The 19,631-nt window shown below is 65.7% G+C and carries 17 protein-coding genes; 6 read left to right on the top strand and 11 right to left on the bottom strand.

Annotation, left to right across the window (positions count from 1 at the left end; all coding sequences use genetic code 11):
* Positions 1 to 19 precede the first annotated feature (19 nt).
* From Q0996_RS24300 to uraH, 11 genes are all read right to left on the bottom strand, one after another.
* Positions 20 to 970: a retron St85 family RNA-directed DNA polymerase gene (locus tag Q0996_RS24300; RefSeq protein WP_299626387.1), complete on the bottom strand. Its 951-nt coding sequence runs from the start codon at positions 968 to 970 to the stop codon at positions 20 to 22.
* Positions 960 to 1,874: a retron St85 family effector protein gene (locus tag Q0996_RS24295; protein ID WP_299626384.1), complete on the bottom strand. Its 915-nt coding sequence runs from the start codon at positions 1,872 to 1,874 to the stop codon at positions 960 to 962. The genes Q0996_RS24300 and Q0996_RS24295 overlap by 11 nt, the downstream gene beginning before the upstream one ends.
* Positions 1,875 to 2,165: 291 nt before the next feature.
* Positions 2,166 to 3,248, bottom strand: coding sequence for a BMP family ABC transporter substrate-binding protein (locus Q0996_RS24290; protein ID WP_299626381.1), 1,083 nt, complete (start codon positions 3,246 to 3,248; stop codon positions 2,166 to 2,168).
* Between the two features lie 69 nt (positions 3,249 to 3,317).
* A complete protein-coding gene (locus tag Q0996_RS24285) occupies positions 3,318 to 4,247 on the bottom strand; it encodes an ABC transporter permease (RefSeq protein WP_299626378.1) in 930 nt (309 codons plus the stop codon).
* Between the two features lie 5 nt (positions 4,248 to 4,252).
* On the bottom strand, positions 4,253 to 5,362 hold the full coding sequence (locus tag Q0996_RS24280) for an ABC transporter permease (RefSeq protein ID WP_299626375.1): 1,110 nt from the start codon (positions 5,360 to 5,362) through the stop codon (positions 4,253 to 4,255).
* A complete protein-coding gene (locus Q0996_RS24275; RefSeq protein ID WP_299626372.1) occupies positions 5,352 to 6,923 on the bottom strand; it encodes an ABC transporter ATP-binding protein in 1,572 nt (523 codons plus the stop codon). The genes Q0996_RS24280 and Q0996_RS24275 overlap by 11 nt, the downstream gene beginning before the upstream one ends.
* On the bottom strand, positions 6,920 to 7,777 hold the full coding sequence (gene xdhC, locus Q0996_RS24270) for a xanthine dehydrogenase accessory protein XdhC (protein ID WP_299626369.1): 858 nt from the start codon (positions 7,775 to 7,777) through the stop codon (positions 6,920 to 6,922). The genes Q0996_RS24275 and xdhC overlap by 4 nt, the downstream gene beginning before the upstream one ends.
* Entirely contained in the window at positions 7,774 to 10,110 is a 2,337-nt protein-coding gene (gene xdhB / locus Q0996_RS24265) for a xanthine dehydrogenase molybdopterin binding subunit (RefSeq protein ID WP_299626367.1), read from the bottom strand. Before xdhB ends, xdhC begins: the two co-directional genes overlap by 4 nt.
* A gap of 22 nt (positions 10,111 to 10,132) precedes the next feature.
* Positions 10,133 to 11,467, bottom strand: a complete 1,335-nt coding sequence (locus Q0996_RS24260; RefSeq protein WP_299626364.1) for a uracil-xanthine permease family protein — start codon at positions 11,465 to 11,467, stop codon at positions 10,133 to 10,135.
* Positions 11,468 to 11,531: 64 nt separating this feature from the next.
* Complete coding sequence (gene xdhA / locus Q0996_RS24255; RefSeq protein ID WP_299626361.1) at positions 11,532 to 13,016, bottom strand: xanthine dehydrogenase small subunit; 1,485 nt, start codon at positions 13,014 to 13,016, stop codon at positions 11,532 to 11,534.
* 4 nt (positions 13,017 to 13,020) lie between these two features.
* The gene (uraH, locus tag Q0996_RS24250; protein ID WP_299626358.1) at positions 13,021 to 13,398 is read right to left on the bottom strand and encodes a hydroxyisourate hydrolase; all 378 of its coding nucleotides are present in this window, start codon (positions 13,396 to 13,398) and stop codon (positions 13,021 to 13,023) included.
* A 294-nt stretch (positions 13,399 to 13,692) separates the two neighbouring features.
* Here uraH and puuE point away from each other — a divergent pair, with 294 nt between their 5' ends.
* The 6 genes from puuE (at position 13,693) to Q0996_RS24220 (ending at position 19,612) form a co-directional block, all read left to right on the top strand.
* Entirely contained in the window at positions 13,693 to 14,601 is a 909-nt protein-coding gene (gene puuE, locus Q0996_RS24245) for an allantoinase PuuE (protein WP_299626354.1), read from the top strand.
* On the top strand, positions 14,598 to 15,104 hold the full coding sequence (gene uraD / locus Q0996_RS24240) for a 2-oxo-4-hydroxy-4-carboxy-5-ureidoimidazoline decarboxylase (protein WP_299626351.1): 507 nt from the start codon (positions 14,598 to 14,600) through the stop codon (positions 15,102 to 15,104). Before puuE ends, uraD begins: the two co-directional genes overlap by 4 nt.
* A complete protein-coding gene (locus Q0996_RS24235) occupies positions 15,101 to 16,375 on the top strand; it encodes an allantoate amidohydrolase (RefSeq protein ID WP_299626348.1) in 1,275 nt (424 codons plus the stop codon). Before uraD ends, Q0996_RS24235 begins: the two co-directional genes overlap by 4 nt.
* The gene (locus Q0996_RS24230) at positions 16,372 to 17,721 is read left to right on the top strand and encodes an 8-oxoguanine deaminase (protein WP_299626345.1); all 1,350 of its coding nucleotides are present in this window, start codon (positions 16,372 to 16,374) and stop codon (positions 17,719 to 17,721) included. Before Q0996_RS24235 ends, Q0996_RS24230 begins: the two co-directional genes overlap by 4 nt.
* A 32-nt stretch (positions 17,722 to 17,753) precedes the next feature.
* Positions 17,754 to 19,022 (top strand): M20/M25/M40 family metallo-hydrolase, encoded by a 1,269-nt coding sequence (locus Q0996_RS24225; RefSeq protein ID WP_299626343.1) that lies wholly within the window; start codon positions 17,754 to 17,756, stop codon positions 19,020 to 19,022.
* 143 nt (positions 19,023 to 19,165) lie between these two features.
* A complete protein-coding gene (locus Q0996_RS24220) occupies positions 19,166 to 19,612 on the top strand; it encodes an Rrf2 family transcriptional regulator (RefSeq protein ID WP_299626340.1) in 447 nt (148 codons plus the stop codon).
* The last annotated feature ends 19 nt before the right edge of the window (positions 19,613 to 19,631 follow it).

Below are 19,631 nucleotides of genomic sequence, written 5' to 3'. Positions count from 1 at the left end.
GCGCAGCGTTGAGGTCCGCCTAGCTCCGTCTCATCGAACTCAAAGAATCCAGGTTGGGGCTATGTAATACTTGCTGAATCACCGAATCTCCATATTTTCGCCTTAGACGAGACTCAAAATCTGGCTCAACATCGCATGCAAATGCCAAAAGACCACGAAGATAAGAAAGTCGCTCGCTCGGGAGACGACCATTCAAATACATATAAACAAGAGATTTAATCTCTCTTTTTCTATCCCTACCGATGGAGAGCCGTCGATCTGGAGTAACTATTACCCCTGCAATTCTCCGTGCGTACTTACGAGACAAGAACGCTGTTTTCCGATGATTAATTCTAAGTGCCAAATGATCAATACCTCGATTAACTCTCCTTATCTCATCTTCCAGACCACCTAATGAGTTTGGCTCCCTAGATGAAACAAATAGATCATCCGCGTACCTTGTGTACACCAACTTTCTCTCTGAACAGAGAGCCGCAAACTGTCTATCAAAAGAATACATCATAACATTAGTCACTGCTGGCGAGCTTGGTGCACCAATAGTAAGCCTCCCATGCCTACAAAGTATATTTCCGATAAACGAAATATCACCATCGGAAAGCCCGAGATCAAAGTCGGCGCTTTGTTGTTCCAGAAACAGCTCGATTCTCTCCTGGCGGAATGAAGGGAAAAATCCCAAAAAATCAAACCTTGTTGTAAAATTTGTGCGTCGGTGTCTTTCTGCATTATACTTAATGCTCGCACCCTCTTTGTATGCGGTCGCACAATCATGGATCGGGAGGTGTCTGAGTATAGTCTTGACAATCCACCTCTGAATTGCCTTCAGCTCACGACTCGGGTGTTCAATGACTCTGATCCCACCAGACATTTTCGGTATCTCATAAACCTTGTATCGTTTGCTCGCAGTCTTTTCGATCAGCTCCAGCCTGCCTTCCTCAACACCAGATTGTTTCGCAAGTCTTTTACGCAGCATCACGCGCATCCGATACGAGTTGCACAAACTCCGGCGCCGCATCCGGATACAATGATGCTACTGTCAGCAACAACTCATCACGAGACCCCTTGGTGCCTTCACGTATCTCCATAAACGAACTCCGCGATGACCGAACCGCTAAGTGACCGAAGTCACCCAATTCAAACAAATGTCCAGACCCTACGAGAATTGAAGTGATTTTCCTGATCCGGCTAGACGAGATATGTCCAGAAAACAGGCTACGCAGTGTAAATTCCAAATCCTCAACAGTTGCCACTGTTAGCAACGATACAATCTCACGAATCAGAGCGAACAATTCAAAGGCAGGCATTTTTCCAAAGGGAAGTATGTCGAGAGCTTTCTTCTTCTTGTTTACCGGATACCTTCGAATCCTTTCTGCCAGCATTCCAAAATCAGGATTTTCGTAATCTATTTGAATGTTGGGGTGGAAGCGCGATTGTTCTTGAATCTTTTTTGCAGGGCCAAGGGAGATAAAGCTATCACGTTTCTGTTTAGAAGAATTCATTGCCAAAATGGTCTTTTCTGCCAAGGCAGGAACAGCAGAGAAGTACCCCGCCTCTGCAAACGATCCTGGCGCTTCAGGAAACAATACGATCGAATGAGATAGATCTCCAACCAGCTCCTCGAAATCAGCAATATCAAAAGGCTCAACATCTATTCCGGAAAAATAATTATTCATTGCAAATTCAGGTTCAAAAAACTCAAATTCTGAAAGATTGAATCTAAAGTAGTCCTGGAAACGCTTACGCATGTCTCCCGGTTTGCTGCCACCACAAACGAATACAATGTTGCTTTGACGTTGGATTAGGTAGGAAGATTCCAGAAAGTGGATCACCCGCTTCCTGATGTCTTTGCTACGACCGTCTAGAAGCGGGTGATCCAACACTTCCTCTTACTTTGAGCGTCCGACTTCGAATAATTTTGTCGGCGCCGAGGCAGCGACCGGGGCCGACAAAATTGTTCGAAGTCGGCGCCCAAACTCGCTCAATCAAATTCAGCCTGGCGAATCACCCGGCGTAGAGTGCATCAGACGAGGCACCCAGCTAAGAGGCGAACAATACTAGCAAGCTTTCTCGCAAAGAGAAAGTAGTACAGCGGCAAAGGATTAGTTGCGATCCAAAAGAAACGGCGGGGATCGCTCCCCGCCGCTTTCGTTGTCCTTTGCCGGTAACGCTTAGGCCGTCACGCCCTCCACGTACCAGTCCATGGTGAGCAGGGCTTCGTCGCTCATGCGCTCGCCGGCGGCGACCCGCTCCTTGCCATCCTGGTCTTTGATGGGGCCGGTGAAGGAGTGGTGGCTGCCGTCGATGATGCCCTTGCGGATCTTCTCCGCGGCAGCGACCACCTCGGCCGGCAGGTTCTTGTTGTAGGGCGACATCTCCACCATGCCTTCCTTGAAGCCCTGCCAGACGTTGGAGGTCTGCCAGGTGCCATCCAGCACCGCGCGGGTGCGCTCCACATAGTAGGGGCCCCAGACGTCGAGGATGGCGGTCAGGTGCTGATCCGGCGCGAAGCTGGACATGTCGGAGGCCTGGCCGAAGCACCAGACGCCGCGGCTGCCGGAGGTCTGGATCGGCGCCGGGCTGTCGGTGTGCTGGGTAATCACGTCGCAGCCCTGGTCGATCAGCGCCTTGGTGGCATCGGCCTCCTTGCCCGGATCGAACCAGGAGTTCACCCAGACCACCTTGATCTCGGCATCGGGGCGCACCTTGCGGGCGGCCAGGATGAAGGCGTTGATGCCCATCACCACTTCGGGGATGGGGAAGGAGGCGATGTAGCCGAACTTGCCGGTCTTGGTCATATGCCCGGCGATGGTGCCGATGACATCGCGGCCCTCGTAGAAGCGCGCGTTGTAGGCCGAGACGTTCTTGGCGGTCTGATAGCCGGTGGCGTGCTCGAACATCACCTTGGGGAACTGCTTGGCGACACGAACGGTCTGGTTCATGAAGCCGAAGGAGGTGGTGAAGATCAGCTTGTTGCCGGCGGCGGCGAGCTGGCGGATGACGCGCTCGGCATCCGGGCCCTCGGCCACGCTCTCGACGAAGGTGGTCTTCACCTTGTCGCCGAATTCCTTCTCGATGGCCTTGCGGCCGAGGTCGTGGCCGTGGGTCCAGCCGAAGTCGCCGACGGGGCCGACATAGACGAAGCCGACTTTCAACGGATCGGCGGCGAAGGCGGCGGGGCCGCCCAGGGCAAGGGCGCCGGCGGCGGCGCCGCTGCCCGCCAGGAAGTGCCTGCGGGAATGGGGTTTGATCATCTGAGCCTCCTTGACATGATTCTTATGGGTCATCGTTGCTTGAGGGTTCCCGCCCCGAATCTTTATTGCCTACGTTGATGGCCTAAATGGCTTTCCAAGGCAAGCCGGGGCGTCGAGGCGGCCCTTCCAGGGGCCGGCGGCGATAACCGCCAGCACCAGGATGGTCGCCAGATAGGGCAGCATGGACATGACCTGGGCCGGAATGCCGAGGCCGCCGGCGCCCTGGGTATAAAGCTGCAGAATGGTCACGCCGCCGAAGAGGTAGGCGCCGACCAGCAGGCGCCAGGGCCGCCAGGAGGAGAAGACCACCAGGGCCAGGGCGATCCAGCCGCGCCCCGCGGTCATGCCCTCGTTCCACAGCGGCGTGTAGGAGAGCGAGAGGAAGGCGCCGCCCAGGCCCGCCATGGCGCCGCCGAACAGCACCGCGCGGTAGCGCACGGCGATCACGTTGTAGCCGATGGAGTGTGCCGAGATGTCGGACTCGCCCACCGCGCGCAGGATCATGCCGGCGCGGGACTTCTTGAGGAACCAGGCGATGGCGACCACCGCGGCGAAGGAGAGATAGACCAGGGCGTCATGGCCGAAGAACAGCGGGCCGATGATGGGGATCTGGCTGATGCCCGGGATCGAGAGCTTGGCCAGGGGCTCCACCGGAATGCCGATGAAGCTGGCGCCCATGAGGGAGGAGAGCCCGAGCCCGAAGATGGTCAGCGCGAGGCCCGTCGCCACCTGGTTGGCGGCCAGGGTCAGGGTCAGCACGCCGAAGATGAAGGCCATGGCCATGCCGGCCAGCATGCCGGCGACGACCCCCAGGGCGCCGGAGCCGGTGGAGACGGCGACCGCAAAGGCGGAGACCGCGCCCAGGATCATCATGCCCTCGACGCCGAGGTTGAGGACGCCGGACTTCTCCACCACCAGCTCGCCCAGGGCGGCGAAGAGCAGCGGCGTGGCGGCACCGACGACGGTGAGAATGACGAGGACTGCAGCATCGGGAGCCATGACGCTTACTCCGCCGGTTGGGCCGCGCCCACGGCCTGGGGAACCGCCGCGCGGCGGCGGATGCGGTAACGCACCAGGAAGTCGGAGGCGAGCAGGAAGAACAGCAGCAGGCCCTGAAAGACGCCGGTCACCGCCTGGGGCAGGCCGACCTCCACCTGGGCGTTCTCGCCGCCGATGTAGGAGAGCGCCATCAACAGCCCGGAGAGGATGATCCCCAGGGGATGCAGCCGCCCGAGGAAGGCGACGATAATGGCGGTGAAGCCGTAACCCGGGGTGATCACCGGGATGAGCTGGCCGATGGGGCCCGACACCTCGAAGGTGCCGGCGAGACCGGCGAGACCGCCGCTGATCATCAGGCAGAGCCAGATCAGCTTGGTGCGGCTGAAGCCGGCGAAACGGGCGGCGGCCGGCGCCTGGCCGAGCACGCGGATCTGGAAGCCGACGATGGTGAAGGTCATCAGCACCCAGCCGGCCACGGCGATGAGCAGGGCCAGGACGGTGCCCAGGTGCATGCGCGTGCCCTCCAGCAGGATCGGCAGCAGGGCGGAATCGCCGAACATGCGCGACTGCGGGAAGTTGAAGCCCATGGGGTCCTTCAGCGGGCCGTAGACCAGGGTCGAGAGGAAGAGCGTGGCGACATAGGTCAGCATCAGGCTCGTCAGGATTTCGTTCACGTTGAGGTGGGTCTTCAGAAAGGCCGGGATCGCCGCGTAGGCCATGCCGCCGAGGATGCCGGCGATGCACATCAGCGGCAGGATCCAAATGCCCTCCTGGTTCCAGAAGGCCAGCGCCACCACGCCGCCGGTGATGGCGCCCAGGGTGAGCTGTCCTTCGGCGCCGATGTTCCAGACGTTGGCGCGGAAGCCGATGGCCAGGCCCACGCCGATCATGATCAGCGGCGCCGCCTTCACCATCAGCTCGCTGAGACCGTAGAAGGTCAAGAGCGGCGAGACGAAGAAGTGATAGAGCGACAGGAAGGGGTCGTAGCCCATGAAGAGGAAGATGAAGAAGCCGGCGACGACGGTCAGCACGACGGCCAGCAGCGGCGTCGCGTAGAGCAGGCTGCGCGGGATCTCGCGCCGCGGCTCGATCTTGAAACTGGTGCTAAGCGACATTGGCTGCCTCCTCTGGCGCGCGCTCGGGCGCCGGTTCCAGGCCATGCACGCCGCCCATCAGCAGGCCGATTTCCTCCACCGAGGCCTCTTTGGTGACCATGGCGCTGGACAGCACGCCGACGTTGATCACCGCGAGCCGGTCGGAGATGGCCAGCAGTTCGTCCAGGTCCTGGGAGACGACGACCACGGCCACGCCTTCGGCGGCCAGATCGGCCAGGGCCTGGTGGATGGTCGCCGCGGCGCCGGCATCGACGCCCCAGGTGGGCTGGGAGACGATGAGCACCTTGGGCTTCTGCAGGATCTCCCGCCCAACGATGAACTTCTGCAGGTTGCCGCCGGAGAGACTGCCGGCGGAGGCGGCGATCCCCGGCGTGCGCACGTCGAAGGCCTCGACGATCTCGCTGGCAAAGCGCGCCGCCGCGCCGAAGCGGATAAAGACGTTGGAGAGCAGGTCCATGCGGTGATGGCCGCTGAGCACCCCGTTCTCCACCAGGCTCATGCCCGGCACGGCGCCGTGGCCGTTGCGCTCCTCCGGCACCACACAGATCCCAAGGCGGCGGCGGGCGCCGGCGTCGCGGCGGCCCACCGGCTCGCCGTCGATACGCACGATGGTGTCGTGGTGGGCCAAGCGCTCGCCGGAGAGACCCAGCAGCAGCTCGTTCTGGCCGTTGCCGGCGACCCCGGCGATGCCGAAGACCTCCCCCGCCTTCACCGAGAAGGAGACGTTCTTCAGGTCGATGCCGTGGATCTCCTCCGACGGCATGGTGAGCCCCTCGACCGCCAGGCGTGCCTCGCCGTGGGTGCCGGCGCTGCGGCGGGTAACGCTCTTCAACTCCTCGCCGATCATCATCTGGGCCATGGACTTGGCGGTCTCCACAGAGGGATCGCACTCGCCTACAACGCGGCCGCCGCGCAGGATGGTGGCGCGGTCGCAGAGCGCCTTGATCTCGTCCAGCTTGTGGCTGATGTAGAGAATGGACACGCCCTCGGCGGAGAGCTTGCGCAGGGTCTCGAAGAGCCGCTCCACCTCCTGCGGCGTCAGCACCGAGGTGGGCTCGTCCATGATCAGCAGCTTGGGGTTCTGCAGCAGGCAGCGCACGATCTCGATGCGCTGGCGCTCGCCCACCGAAAGGGTATAGACGTTGCGGTCCGGGTCCAGGGGCAGGCCGTAGGCCTGGGAAACCTCGACGACGCGCCGCGAGAGGCTCGCCATGTCGCCGGGCTCGTCCATGCCCAGGGCGATGTTCTCCAGCACCGTCATCGCCTCGAAGAGGGAGAAGTGCTGGAACACCATGCCGATGCCCAGCGCTCTTGCGGCGTGGGGGTCGGTGATGTCCATGGCCTCGCCGTTCCACAGCAGCCTGCCCTCGTCTGGATGCAAGACGCCGTAGATCATTTTCACCAGGGTCGACTTGCCGGCGCCGTTCTCGCCGAGCAGGGCATGCACCTCGCCGGGGTCGACGGCGAAGTTGACATGATCGTTGGCCAGCACGCCGGGGAACCGCTTGGTCACCCCGCGCACCTCCAGCCGCGGCACGCCCGCGTTCGCTTCAGCCGTCATCGGACAAGCCCTCCCCTGGTTCCGGCCAGACTTTCATTCTGTGTTTCGCTGCGATGGTCTGCGAGCGCCGTCAGCACCTCGGCGACCGCCAGGGCGGCGATGACCGCCGGGCGCTTGTCCAGCGTGCCATAGTCGCCGATGGGACAGACCAGATCGTCGAGCCGGCGCGCGTCGTTGCCGCGGGCGACGAACCAGCGCTCGAAGCGCCGGGCCTTGGTGCGCGAGCCGATGAGGCCGACATAGGCCAGGTCGTCGCGCTTCAGGGCCGCCTCGGTGATCGCATAGTCCAATGCATGGGAATGGGTCATGACGAAGACCGCCGCGCCGGGCTCCGCCGCCTCCACCACGGCGAGCGGGTCGCCGGTTTCGATGGGGACGCCGGTGTCTTCGGGAAAGAGCTCGCTGCGTGCGTCGCACCAGACCAGCCGCAGCGGCAGCGGCCGCAAGGCCGCGATCAGCGACTGGCCGACATGGCCTGCGCCGAAAACGATGACCTGCGGGTCGCCGGCCGCCGCGCGCGCTTCGTCGTCTTCGAGGCGCGCCAGGGCGGCGGCATCGGCACGCGCCAGGGACAGCAGCACATGGCCGCCGCAGCACTGGCCCACGGCGGGCCCCAGCGGCAGGTCGAGGCGGTCGAAGTCCCGGCCCTCGCCGATCATCTCCCGCGCCCGGGCGATGGCGTCGTATTCCAGGCGGCCGCCGCCGATGGTGCCGGCGGTCTCGCCCGCGCTCACCGCCATCACCGTGCCGGCCTCCCGCGGGGTGGAGCCGCGCGCCTGTTCGACGGTGACGAGGATCACCGGTTCCTCCGCGGCCAGCCGCCGCGAGACCCAGGCTGCAAGATTCCGCGTCATGCCGCCCGTCCCTTCGTTGCCGCCGCTTCGCGGCGCAGCCGTTCGATGGTGGCCAAAACCCGCTCCGGCGTCGCCGGCGCATCCAAACGCGGACAGAGGCGGTGGTCCGCCAGGCTGGCGATGGCATCGGAGATCGCGTGCAGGACCGAGATCGCCAGCATCAGCGGCGGCTCGCCCACGGCCTTGGAACGGTAGATCGTTTCCTCGCGGTTGCGGTGGCCCTGCAGGATGTCGACGTTGAAGACGCGAGGCCGGTCGCCGCAGGCCGGGATCTTGTAGGTGGAGGGCGCATGGGTGCGCAGCCGCCCCTCCTTGTCCCACCAGAGTTCCTCGGTGGTGAGCCAGCCCATGCCCTGGACGAAGCCGCCTTCGATCTGCCCCAGGTCGATGGCCGGGTTCAGGGAGTCGCCGACGTCGTGCAGGATGTCGACCCGCTCCACCCGGTATTCGCCGGTCAGGGTATCCACCGCCACCTCGCTGACCGAGGCGCCGTAGGCGAAGTAATAGAAGGGCCGGCCCCTGCCCGCCGCGCGATCCCAGTGGATCTTCGGCGTCTTGTAGAAGCCGGTGGAGGAAAGCGAGACACGGGCCTGATAGGCCGCCTCGATGAACTCGGCGAAGGCGATCTTCTGGTTGCCGACGCGCACCTCGCCGGGCAGGAACTCGATCTGATCTTCCGGCACCTCCCACTTGTCTCGGGCGAAGTCGGTGAGCCGCGCCTTGATGGCACGGCAGGCCGAGAGCGCGGCCATCCCGTTGATGTCGGAACCGGAGGAAGCGGCGGTGGCCGAGGTGTTGGGCACCTTGCCTGTCGTGGTCGCGGTGATGCGCACGCGCTCGATGTCGACCTGGAACTCCTGGGCCACCACCTGGGCGACCTTGGTGTAGAGGCCCTGGCCCATCTCGGTGCCGCCGTGGTTCAGGTGGACCGAGCCGTCGCGGTAGATGTGCACCAGCGCGCCGGCCTGGTTGTAGGCGGTGAGCGTGAAGGAGATGCCGAACTTCACCGGCGTCAGCGCCAATCCGCGCTTGATCACGCGGGAGGTCTCGTTGAAGTCGCGGATGGCCGCGCGCCGCGCCCAGTAGTCGCTGCTCGCCTCTAGCTTCTCGATGATCTCCGGGGCGATGTTGTCCTCGACGCGCTGGTGATAGGGCGTCACGTCGCGGCCGCCCGCGCCGTAGAGGTTCAGCTTGCGGATCTCCAGCGGGTCCTTGCCGGTGGCGAAGGCGATCTCCTCGATCAGCCGCTCGCCGCCCACCATGCCCTGGGGGCCGCCGAAACCGCGGAAGGCGGTGTTGGAGACGGTGTTGGTCTTCAAAGGCTCCGAGACCAAGTGCGCGTTGGGCAGGTAGTAGCAGTTGTCGGCATGGAAGAGGGCGCGGTCGGTCACCGGCCCGGAGAGATCGGACGACCAGCCGCAGCGCCCGGCATAGGTCATCTCGACGGCCTGGATACGCCCCTCCTCGTCGAAGCCGGCCTCGTAGTCCACCAGGAAGTCGTGGCGCTTGCCGGTGATGATCATGTCGTCGTCGCGGTCCGGGCGGATCTTGGCGGCACGGCCGGTCTTCTTGGCCACCAGGGCTGTCACCACGGCGAAGAGGTTGCCCTGGGTTTCCTTGCCGCCGAAGGCCCCGCCCATGCGCCGCACCTCGGTGGTGACGGCGTTGGCGGGCACGTTCAGGGCACCGGCCACCATGCCCTGGATTTCCGTCGGATGCTGGGTCGAGGAGATCACTGTGACCTCGTCGTCCTCCCCGGGGATCGAAAGCGCGATCTGCCCTTCGAGATAGAAGTGGTCCTGGCCGCCGATTTCCATCTGCCCCTTGATGCGGCGCGGCGCCTCGGCGAGGGCCTTGGCCGCGTCGCCGCGGGAGAGGGTCATGGGGTCGGTCACCATGACACCGCGCTGCCTGGCCTCGGCGAAGTCCAGCACCGGCTCCAGCGGCTCGTAGTCGATCTCGGCGAGTTGCGCCGCGCGGCGCGCCTGATCGCGGGTCTTGGCGGCAACGGCGAAGATCGCCTGGCCGGCATACTCCACCAGCTCCTCGGCCAGGATCGGCTCGTCGTGACGGTGGGTCGGGCTGACGTCGTTGACGCCGGGGATGTCCTCGGCCGTCAGCACCAGCACCACCCCCTCCGCCGCGCGCACCGCATCCAGATTCATGTCACGGATACGCGCATGAGCCACGCTGGAGATGCCGAGGTAGACGTGCAGCAGGCCCTGCGGCTCCGGCAGGTCGTCGATATAGGCCGCCGTGCCGGAGACATGCTTGTGCCCGCTGTCGTGACGCTGGGGCCTGTGCACGCCGCCTGTGATCATCGCTTCAGACATCTCCCTGATCCTCCGCTTTGCCTTAGCTGTCCGACTCTTGCGGAAGAATCACGTTCAGGAGGATCGCAAGGAAGGCCACCGGCAACAACCCGGTCTTCAGCAGCAGTTGCAGGGTGTCCGGCAGGTGCTGCAGGGCCGAGGGGACGGCCTGCAGGCCCAGCCCCACCGAGAGCGCCACGGCGATGATGATCATGTTGCGCCGGTTGAAGGTGACCTCGGAGAGCATGTTGAGCCCGGCGGAGACCACCATCCCGAACATCACGATCACGCCGCCGCCGAGCACCGCGATGGGCATGGCGGCGATCACCGCGCCGAACTTGGGAATCAGCCCGGCGGCGATCAGGAAGACCGCGCCGATGGTCACCACATGGCGGCTCATCACGCCGGTCATGGCCACCAGCCCGACGTTCTGGCTGAAGGAGGTGTTAGGGAAGGCGCCGAAGAGGCCGGCCACCGCCGTGCCCACGCCGTCGGCCATGGTGCCGCCGGCGATCTCCTTGTCCGTGGCCTCGCGCCCGGCACCGCCCTTGGTGATGCCGGAGATGTCGCCCACGGTTTCGATGGCCGAGACCACCGCCATGAGGCACATGCCGATCACCGCCGCGGCATTGATCTCGAAGCCGAAAGCGAGGGGTGACGGCAGGGCGAACCAGGCCGCCGCGCCGACGCGCCCGAAGTCGACCATACCCATGACCATGGCGGCGAGATAGCCGGCGAGGATGCCGATGAGGACCGCCGCCGCGCTCAAAAACCCGCGGAAGAAGAACTTGATGCCCAGGGTGACGAAGATCACGATCAGGGCGAGGAACCAGTGGACGAAGGTGCCGAACTCCGGCTTGCCCATCAGCGGCACGCCGCCGGCGGCGTACTTGATGCCCACGGGGATCAGCGCCAGCCCGATGGACATGACCACCAAGCCGGTGATCAGCGGCGGCAGCAGGTTGCGGATGCGGCCGATGATGCTGCCCAGCAGGAAGTGGAAGATCCCGCCCAGGACGATACCGCCAAAGAGCGCGCCCAGGCCGGCGGTCTTGACCACCGGGATCATCACCGGAATGAAGGCGAAGGAAGTACCCTGCACCACCGGCAGGCGCGCGCCCACCGGGCCGACGCCGACGGTCTGGATGAGGGTTGCGATGCCTGAGAAGACCATGGCCATCTGCACCAGATAGACCAGGTCGGCCCCGGCGAGCCCCGCCGCCCCGGCGATGATGAAGGCCGGTGTCACGTTGGACACGAACATGGCCAGGACATGCTGGATGCCCAGCGGCACCGCCACCGCCAGCGGCGGTGTGTAATCCGGATCGCGCAGCAGCTCCTGTTGGAGCTTAGACCCCGTCGCCGTCGTATCTACCATTCCCGTCGTCTCCCATTTGCGCTCCGCCTGCCTGGCCTTGTTGGTCAGCCTTGGGCAAGCCCCCCTAGATCGCCCCTCCTAGATCGAGCGCCCCGGCGCCCACGAGCCGCGTCGCGCTCGTGTGATCCGTGGTCTCGATGAAGCAGCGTTGAAGCAGGTTCTTCGCCACCTGCATGCGGTAGCCGGCCGAGGCGCGCCAATCGGTGATGGGGCTGAAGTCCTGCTCCAGCGCCGTCATGGCGCGCTCCACCGTGGTCTCGTTCCAGGCCGCACCGATGAGGGCGGCTTCCGCGCTGGCCGCGCGTTTCGGGATCGCCGCCAAACCGCCGTAGGCGATCCGCGCCGAGACCACCTGGCCGCCCTCGATCCTGAGGCTGTAGGCGCCGAGCAGGGCCGAGATGTCCTGGTCGAAGCGCTTGGAAATCTTGTAGGCGCGGAACTGCGTCGCCTCCTCCGGCAAGGGCAGCGTGATGCCTTCCACGAATTCGCCGGCTTCGCGGTCCTGCTTTCCGTAGGCGAGGAAGAACTCCTCGATGGGCAGGGAGCGGCGGCCTGCACCCTTGCGCAGATGCAGGGTGGCGCCGGCGGCGATCAGCAGCGGCGGCGAGTCGCCGATGGGCGAGCCGTTGGCGACATTGCCGCCGATGGTCCCGGCATTGCGGATCTGCACCGAGCCGATGCGCCGGATCACCTCGCCCATGTCCGGGTAGTGCTTGGCGATCACCGCCATGGCCTCGCTGTAGCTGACCCCCGCGCCGATCTCGACGGCGTCTTCGGTCTCTTCGATTCGATTGAGCTCCGCCACCTTGCCGAGGTAGATCACCGTCTCGGGCCGGCGCATCTCCTTGGTGACCCAAAGACCGACATCGGTGGAGCCGGCGGTCAGGGTTGCCTCGGGATAGCGCTCATAGAGCTCGGCGAGGTCGTCGGCGTTCGACGGCGCGTAGAAGTGGCGCGCGCCCTGCGCGTCGTCGACGGCAACCGTCTCGCCGTCGTCGAGCGCGGCCAGCGACTGCAGGGTCGCCGCTTCGCCGCGGGCAAAGCCATCGTCGCGCGGACCCATCTCGTAGGTCTGCTTGGCGGCGCGCACGATGGGCGCGTAGCCCGTGCAGCGGCAGAGGTTGCCCGCCAGCACATCGTCGATGGTCGCCTCGTCGGGCGTCTCCTCGTGGTGGCGGGTCATGGCGAAAAGCGACATGACGAAGCCCGGCGTGCAGAAGCCGCACTGGGAGGCGTGGCAGTCCACCAGGGCCTGCTGCACCGGATGCAGGCTGCCGTTCTTGGCCAGATGTTCGACGGTCAACAACTGACAGCCGTCCAGGGTGCCGACGAACTGAATGCAGGCGTTGACGGCCTCGTAGCGCAGCGCGCCGTTCTGAGGACGGGCGACCACCACGGTGCAGGCGCCGCAGTCGCCCTCGTTGCAGCCCTCCTTGGTGCCCACCAGGCCCTCGACCTGGCGCAGGTAGTCCAGCACCGTCATGGTCGGATCGACCTGGGAGAGGTGGCGGGGCGCCCCGTCGAGCAGAAAGCGAATTTCGCCGCGCATGGTCTCAGCTTCCTCGGTAGGTGGAGTAGCCGTAGGGAGAGATCAGCAGCGGCACGTGATAGTGCTCGCCGGCGCGGGACACGCCGAAGCGGATCGGCACGACATTAAGAAAGGCCGGTTCCGGTTGCGCCGCGCCGTTGGCCTGAAAATAATCCGCCACGTGGAACAGCAGCTCGTAGGACCCGGCGGAAAAGTCTTCACCGCTCAGCAACGGCTGATCGCAGCGGCCGTCTTCATTGGTTTCGGTGGTGACCAGGGGCTCGCGCCGGCCGTCGGCCAGGCGAAAGAGCTCGATGCGGATGCCGGATGCCGGCCGTCCGTTCGCAGTGTCGAGCACATGGGTGGTCAGCCGTCCTGACCCGCTGGCCTCAGTGCCAGTCATCTCGATCCCCCTCCTGATCAGCCTCGCCTTTGTTCTGACCCCGGCGCGGCGCCTCTGCGCCCTCCGGAGCGGACCCACATCCTGCGTGGGTCCTTTCGTTCTCGCTGACCTGCTGAGTCAGCCCATTCTCCCCGGACACGACCGTAAACAGAAGACGCTTCCCCGCGAAAGCAGTTTCAAAAAAAACCAGTAAGTCATCATAGGATAATCTGCACTACTATGATGCGGGCGCTCGCGTGCGAACGACGTGCTCCAAGGACAGAAATCCGCCAAGGACAGGGGGAAGACGAACCGATGACCGACGACTATCCGCGCGATCTGATCGGCTATGGCGAAAGCCCGCCGGACCCGCAGTGGCCCGGGGATGCCAGGATCGCCGTGCAGTTCGTCATCAACTACGAAGAAGGCGGCGAGAACTGCGTCCTCCACGGCGATGCCGCCTCCGAGGCCTTCCTCTCGGAAATCGTCGGCGCCCAGGCCTGGCCCGGCCAGCGGCACCTGAACATGGAGTCCATCTACGAATACGGCAGCCGCGCCGGCTTCTGGCGGCTCTACCGCATGTTCCGGGAGACGGCGATACCGGTCACGGTCTATGGCGTGGCAACGGCCCTGGAGCGCAACCCCGCCGCGGTGGCCGCCATGCGGCGCGCGGACTGGGAGATCGCCTCCCACGGCCTGAAGTGGATCGAATACAAGGACTTCTCCAAAGACGACGAGAAGGCCCATCTCGACGAAGCCATACGCATTCATACCGAGGTTACCGGCGAACGCCCGCTGGGCTGGTACACCGGACGCTGCTCGGAAAACACCCTGGCCCTGGTGATGGAAGAAGGCGGCTTTCTTTATTCCTCGGACTCCTATGCCGACGACCTGCCCTATTGGGTCGACGGTCCCAAGGGCCCGCATCTCATCGTCCCCTACACCCTGGACAGCAACGACATGCGCTTCGCCACGCCCCAGGGCTTCAACGCCGGCGACCAGTTCTTCGCCTATCTCAAGGACTCCTTCGACGTCCTCTACACCGAGGGCGAGGCCGGCGCCCCCAAGATGCTGTCGGTGGGCCTGCATTGCCGGCTGGTGGGGCGCCCCGGGCGGGCGGCGGCCCTCAGGCGCTTCCTCGACTACGTGAAGTCCCACAAAGCGGTCTGGACGCCGCGGCGCATCGACATCGCCCGCCACTGGCACGAAAGGCACCGGCCATGAGCGATCTCAGCGCCCTGGACCGGCAGGCCTTCGTCGAACGCTTCGGCGGCGTCTTCGAGCATTCGCCCTGGGTGGCCGAGGCCGCCTACGACGCCGGCATCGCCGCCGGAACCGCGACCGCGGATGGGCTGCACGGGCAACTCGTCGCCGCCCTCAGGGCGGGAACCGAAGAGCGGCAGCGCGCCCTGATCAACGCCCACCCCGACCTGGCGGGCCGCCTCGCCCGGGCCGGACAGCTGACGGCGGACTCCACCAAGGAACAGGCCTCCGCCGGGCTAGACCAACTGACCGACGCGGAACGCAGCCTCTTCACCGAACTCAACGATGCCTACAAGGCGAAGTTCGCCATGCCGTTCATCATGGCCGTGAAGGGCCGCAGCAAGGACGAGATCCTGGCCGCCTTCCGCACGCGCCTGACCCACGACCCGGCGCAGGAGTTCGCCACCGCCCTCGCGGAGATCGAACGCATTGCGCTCCTGAGACTGAAGGACATGCTGCCATGACCCTGGCGACGAAAGCTGTGAACGCCAAGCCCCTGGCGGGCGCCGGCCCGGACATCAAGGGCATGGTCGACGACTGGGCTCGCTTCAGCGAGGACGAGGGCAAGCTGACCCGCGTCTTTCTGAGCCCGGAGCACAAGGCCTGCACCGAGTCGGTCGTCGCGGCCATGGAAGCGGCCGGCATGACGGCGCGCATCGATGCCGTCGGCAACGTGGTGGGCCGCTACGAGGGCGCGACGCCCGATGCGAAGACCCTGATCACCGGATCGCATATCGATACCGTGCGCGATGCCGGGGCCTATGACGGGAACCTGGGCGTCGCCCTGCCGATCGCCTGCATCGCCGATTTGAACGCTCGCGGCAAGCGCCTGCCCTTCGCCGTCGAAATCATCGCCTTCGGCGACGAAGAGGGCGTGCGCTTTCCCACCACGCTGTCGGGATCGCGCAGCATCGCCGGCAGCTTCGATCCGGCCGCCCTCGACGTCCAAGACGCGGAGGGCACCAGCCTGGCCGAGGCCCTGCGCCATTTCGGCTGCGACCCCGACGGCATTGCCGGTGAAGCGCGCAATTCCGACGAGGTGCTGGCTTTCGTCGAGGTCCATATCGAGCAGGGGCCGGTGCTGGAGGCCGAAGCCCTGCCGGTCGGCACGGTGACCGCCATCAATGGCGCCAGCCGCTTCGCCCTCACGCTGGAGGGCATGGCCGGTCATGCCGGCACGGTGCCCATGCGCCTGCGCAAGGACGCGCTGGCCGGTGCGGCGGAAATGATCCTGGCCATCGAGGAGCGCGGCCGCACCGACGAAGGCCTGGTGGCCACGGTGGGACGCATCGAGGCGGCCCCCGGCGCGGTGAACGTCATCCCAGGGCGTGTCGGCTTCACCCTGGACATCCGCGCACCACAGGACGGTCAGCGCGAAGCCGCCATCGCCGACCTGGACAAGCGCTGTGCGGAGATCGCCGAACGGCGGGGCCTCACACTTTCGATGGAACGGCTTTACGACGAAGGCGCGGTCGCCTGCGACGCGGCCCTGATGGACCAGCTCGACGCCGCCATCGCCCGCCAGGGCCTGCGGCCCCTGCGCCTGCCCAGCGGCGCCGGCCACGACGCCATGGCGCTCGGCGCCCTCTGCCCCATCGCCATGCTGTTCGTGCGCTGCGGCGGCGGCATCAGTCACAATCCGCTGGAAAGCATCACCGCCGAGGATGCGGAGGCCGCCGCCCAGGTGTTCCTCGACTTCCTCGAGCACCTCGATCCGGACAGCCTGGCGCGATGACCGAAGGGTCCGCCCTCTGGATCAGGAACCCCCTGGCCGTCTTCAGCGAAGCGGCGGCCGGCGGCGGGCTCGTCGTGCGCGGCGGCAGGATCGCCGAGCTGGTGCCCGTGGGCGCGCGTCCGCAGACGCTTGAGGTAGAGACTTTCGACGCCTCTGAACACGTGGTGCTGCCCGGGCTCATCAACACCCATCACCACTTCTACCAGACCCTGACCCGCGCCTGCCCGCCGGCCCTCGACAAGCCGCTGTTTCCCTGGCTGCAGGCGCTCTATCCCATCTGGGCGAAACTGACGCCGGAGGCGCACCGCCTGGCCACCCGCCTCGCGCTGGCGGAACTGGCGCTCTCCGGCGCCACCACCGTCGCCGACCACCACTACGTCTTTCCGCCGGGCCTGGAAGAGGCCATCGACATCCAGGTGGAGGAGGCCGAGGCGCTGGGCCTGCGCGCCGTTTTCACTCGCGGTTCCATGTCGCTCTCGGAGGACGACGGCGGCCTGCCGCCGCGCCAGGTGGTCCAGCGCGAGGACGCCATCATGGCGGACAGCGAGCGGCTGGTGGCCCGCTATCACCAGAGCGGCCCCGGCGCGCGCATCCAGATCGCGCTGGCGCCCTGCTCGCCTTTCTCAGTGACGCGGGAGGTGATGCGCGCCTCCGCCGATCTGGCCGCAAGGCACGATATCCTGCTGCACACCCACCTCGCCGAAACCCGCGACGAGGAGGACTGGTGTCGCGACCAATTCGGCTGCACCCCCGTGGACTACCTGGAAGACGTGGGCTGGCTCAACGACCGCGCCTGGCTGGCCCACGGCATCTGGTTTTCGGAGGCGGAGATCGCGCGCCTCGGCAAACACCGGGTCGGCGTCTGCCACTGCCCCTCCTCCAACATGATCCTCGCGTCGGGCACCTGCCGGGTGCCGGCGCTGGAGGCGGCCGGCCTCAAGGTCGGCCTCGGTGTCGACGGCTCGGCCAGTAACGACGGCTCCGACCTGCTGGGCGAGGTGCGCCAGGCCTTTCTGCTGCAGCGCCTCGCCCATGGCGCCGAACAGGTCTCCCACCGCGATGCCCTGCGCTGGGCGACGGCGGGCTCCGCCGCCTGCCTGGGACGCCGGGACATCGGCCGCATCGCAGTCGGCTGCGAAGCCGACCTCACCCTCTGCCGGCTGGACGAGTTGCGCTATTCCGGCGCCGGCGATCCCCTGGCCGCCCTGGTGCTCTGCGGCGGCGCCAAGGCCGACCGGGTGATGGTGCAGGGCTGCTGGATCGTCGAGGACGGCGCCCTGCCCGGCCTCGACCTCGACGCCTTGCGCCACCAGCATCAGGCCGCCGCCCGCGCTCTCCTCCACTGACATCCGCCTTTTTCTGCAAGAGACACCCAGCCATGAGCGACACCACCACAGACACCGTACAAACGCTGATCCACGGCCTTCTGGAGCGCGAGCGCGACGCACAGACCCGCTTCCTGGCGGAACTGGTGAAAGTGCCCTCCGACAACCCGCCGGGCGACTGCCGGGCCCATGCCGAACGCGCCGCCGTCTTGCTGGAAGAGCTTGGCTTCGAGGTGGAGCGCCACCCCGTGCCCGAGGCCACCGTGAAGGCCGCCGGCATGATCAGCGCCACCAACCTAGTGGTGCGGAAGACGTTCGGGGCCCAGGGAGATAGTGGCCCGGTGATCGCCCTCAACGCCCACGGCGACGTGGTGCCGCCGGGCGAGGGCTGGACCAAGGACCCCTACGGCGCCGAGGTCGACGAAGGCTGGATGTACGGCCGCGGCGTCGCGGTCTCCAAGTCCGACTTCGCCACCTACACCTATGCCCTGATCGCCCTTGAGAAGGCGGCGGAGGCCGGCGCGCGCCTGGGCGGCAGCGTCGAGCTGCACTTCACTTACGACGAGGAGGTGGGCGGCGAGATCGGCCCGCAGTGGCTGATCGCCGAGGGCATCTCCAAGCCCGATCTCTCCATCGGCGCCGGCTTTTCCTACAACGTGGTGACCGCCCACAATGGCTGCCTGCACCTGGAAGTGACTATCGACGGCAAGTCGGCCCATGCGGCCATGCCGTTCACCGGCCACGACGCCCTGGAGGCCGCCAACGCCGTCCTCACCGCGCTCTACGACTGGCGCAAGGGACTTTCCGCCAAGGTCTCGGAGATCGAGGGCATCGGCAGCCCGCAGTTGACCGTGGGTCTCATCGAGGGCGGCATCAACACCAATGTGGTGCCGGACCGCGTCACCTTCCGCCTCGACCGCCGCATGATCCCGGAGGAACAGCCGGAAGCCGTGGAGGCCGAATTGCGCGGCCTGATCGAAGGCGCCGCCAAGCCCTTCCCCGGCATCGGCGTCAGCATCCGCCGCGTCCTGCTGGCCGCGCCCCTGATGCCGCTTGCCGGCGGCGAGCGCCTGACCGAGCGGCTGGCGGCCCGCGCCTCTGAGATCATGGGCGAGCCGGTGGCCGCCAAGGGCGTGCCGCTCTACACCGACGCGCGCCACTACACGGCCGCCGGCATCCCCACCGTGCTCTTCGGCGCCGGCCCCCACTCCATCGAGGAGGCCAACGCCCACCGCGCCGACGAACGCCTGCCTCTCAGCGACCTCACCAAGGCCACCGAGGTGGTGGCGCTGACGCTCTATGACCTGCTCTCACAGCGGTGAAAGAGTTCGGGGTGGTGCGCTGACGGCCGGACCGCCCGACATCGAAGGGCTTGGAACCCATCCATAACATGCATATACTATGCTTGTTATGATCTGCCGCGGCCCGGAACTTTTTCCTGGCCCGGGGATCGGGGAGAGCCTGCATGCGTCTGACGGTCTATACCGACTATACCCTGCGGGTGCTGATGTACCTGGGCCTGAAGGGCGGCGAGCGCGCCACCATCAAGGAAATCTCGGACTGCTACGGCATTTCCCGAAACCATCTGATGAAAATCGTCCAGGACCTGGGCCGCGACGGGGTGATCGAAACCATCCGCGGCAAGAGCGGCGGCCTGCATCTGGCCAAGGCGCCGGAGGAGATCCGCATCGGCGACATCGTCCGGCGCGCCGAGCCGGACTTTCAGGTGGTCGAGTGCTTTGGCACGGCGCCCTCCGGCTGCCGGATCGCGGGAAGCTGTCTGCTTGCCGGCGCCCTCGACGAGGCCCTCACCGCCTTTCTGGAGGTGCTGGACGGCTACACCCTGGCCGACCTGATCAAACCCCAGCGCAATCTGCGTTCTCTGCTGGCCCTGGGCACGGCAGCTCGGTGAGCGGCGGCTGACGCCCCGC

It is taken from the genome of Pelagibius sp., assembly GCF_028289705.1.
In the GTDB taxonomy this organism is placed as follows: domain Bacteria; phylum Pseudomonadota; class Alphaproteobacteria; order Kiloniellales; family Kiloniellaceae; genus Pelagibius.
This window is presented reverse-complemented; position numbering and strand designations above follow the sequence as displayed.

Coding starts and splice junctions, on each gene's coding strand:
- Q0996_RS24300 (WP_299626387.1), bottom strand. CDS start 970: ATGCTGCGTAAAAGACTTGCGAAACAATCTGGTGTTGAGGAAGGCAGG.
- Q0996_RS24290 (WP_299626381.1), bottom strand. CDS start 3,248: ATGATCAAACCCCATTCCCGCAGGCACTTCCTGGCGGGCAGCGGCGCC.
- Q0996_RS24285 (WP_299626378.1), bottom strand. CDS start 4,247: ATGGCTCCCGATGCTGCAGTCCTCGTCATTCTCACCGTCGTCGGTGCC.
- Q0996_RS24280 (WP_299626375.1), bottom strand. CDS start 5,362: ATGTCGCTTAGCACCAGTTTCAAGATCGAGCCGCGGCGCGAGATCCCG.
- Q0996_RS24275 (WP_299626372.1), bottom strand. CDS start 6,923: ATGACGGCTGAAGCGAACGCGGGCGTGCCGCGGCTGGAGGTGCGCGGG.
- xdhC (WP_299626369.1), bottom strand. CDS start 7,777: ATGACGCGGAATCTTGCAGCCTGGGTCTCGCGGCGGCTGGCCGCGGAG.
- xdhB (WP_299626367.1), bottom strand. CDS start 10,110: ATGTCTGAAGCGATGATCACAGGCGGCGTGCACAGGCCCCAGCGTCAC.
- Q0996_RS24260 (WP_299626364.1), bottom strand. CDS start 11,467: ATGGTAGATACGACGGCGACGGGGTCTAAGCTCCAACAGGAGCTGCTG.
- xdhA (WP_299626361.1), bottom strand. CDS start 13,016: ATGCGCGGCGAAATTCGCTTTCTGCTCGACGGGGCGCCCCGCCACCTC.
- uraH (WP_299626358.1), bottom strand. CDS start 13,398: ATGACTGGCACTGAGGCCAGCGGGTCAGGACGGCTGACCACCCATGTG.
- puuE (WP_299626354.1), top strand. CDS start 13,693: ATGACCGACGACTATCCGCGCGATCTGATCGGCTATGGCGAAAGCCCG.
- uraD (WP_299626351.1), top strand. CDS start 14,598: ATGAGCGATCTCAGCGCCCTGGACCGGCAGGCCTTCGTCGAACGCTTC.
- Q0996_RS24235 (WP_299626348.1), top strand. CDS start 15,101: ATGACCCTGGCGACGAAAGCTGTGAACGCCAAGCCCCTGGCGGGCGCC.
- Q0996_RS24230 (WP_299626345.1), top strand. CDS start 16,372: ATGACCGAAGGGTCCGCCCTCTGGATCAGGAACCCCCTGGCCGTCTTC.
- Q0996_RS24225 (WP_299626343.1), top strand. CDS start 17,754: ATGAGCGACACCACCACAGACACCGTACAAACGCTGATCCACGGCCTT.
- Q0996_RS24220 (WP_299626340.1), top strand. CDS start 19,166: ATGCGTCTGACGGTCTATACCGACTATACCCTGCGGGTGCTGATGTAC.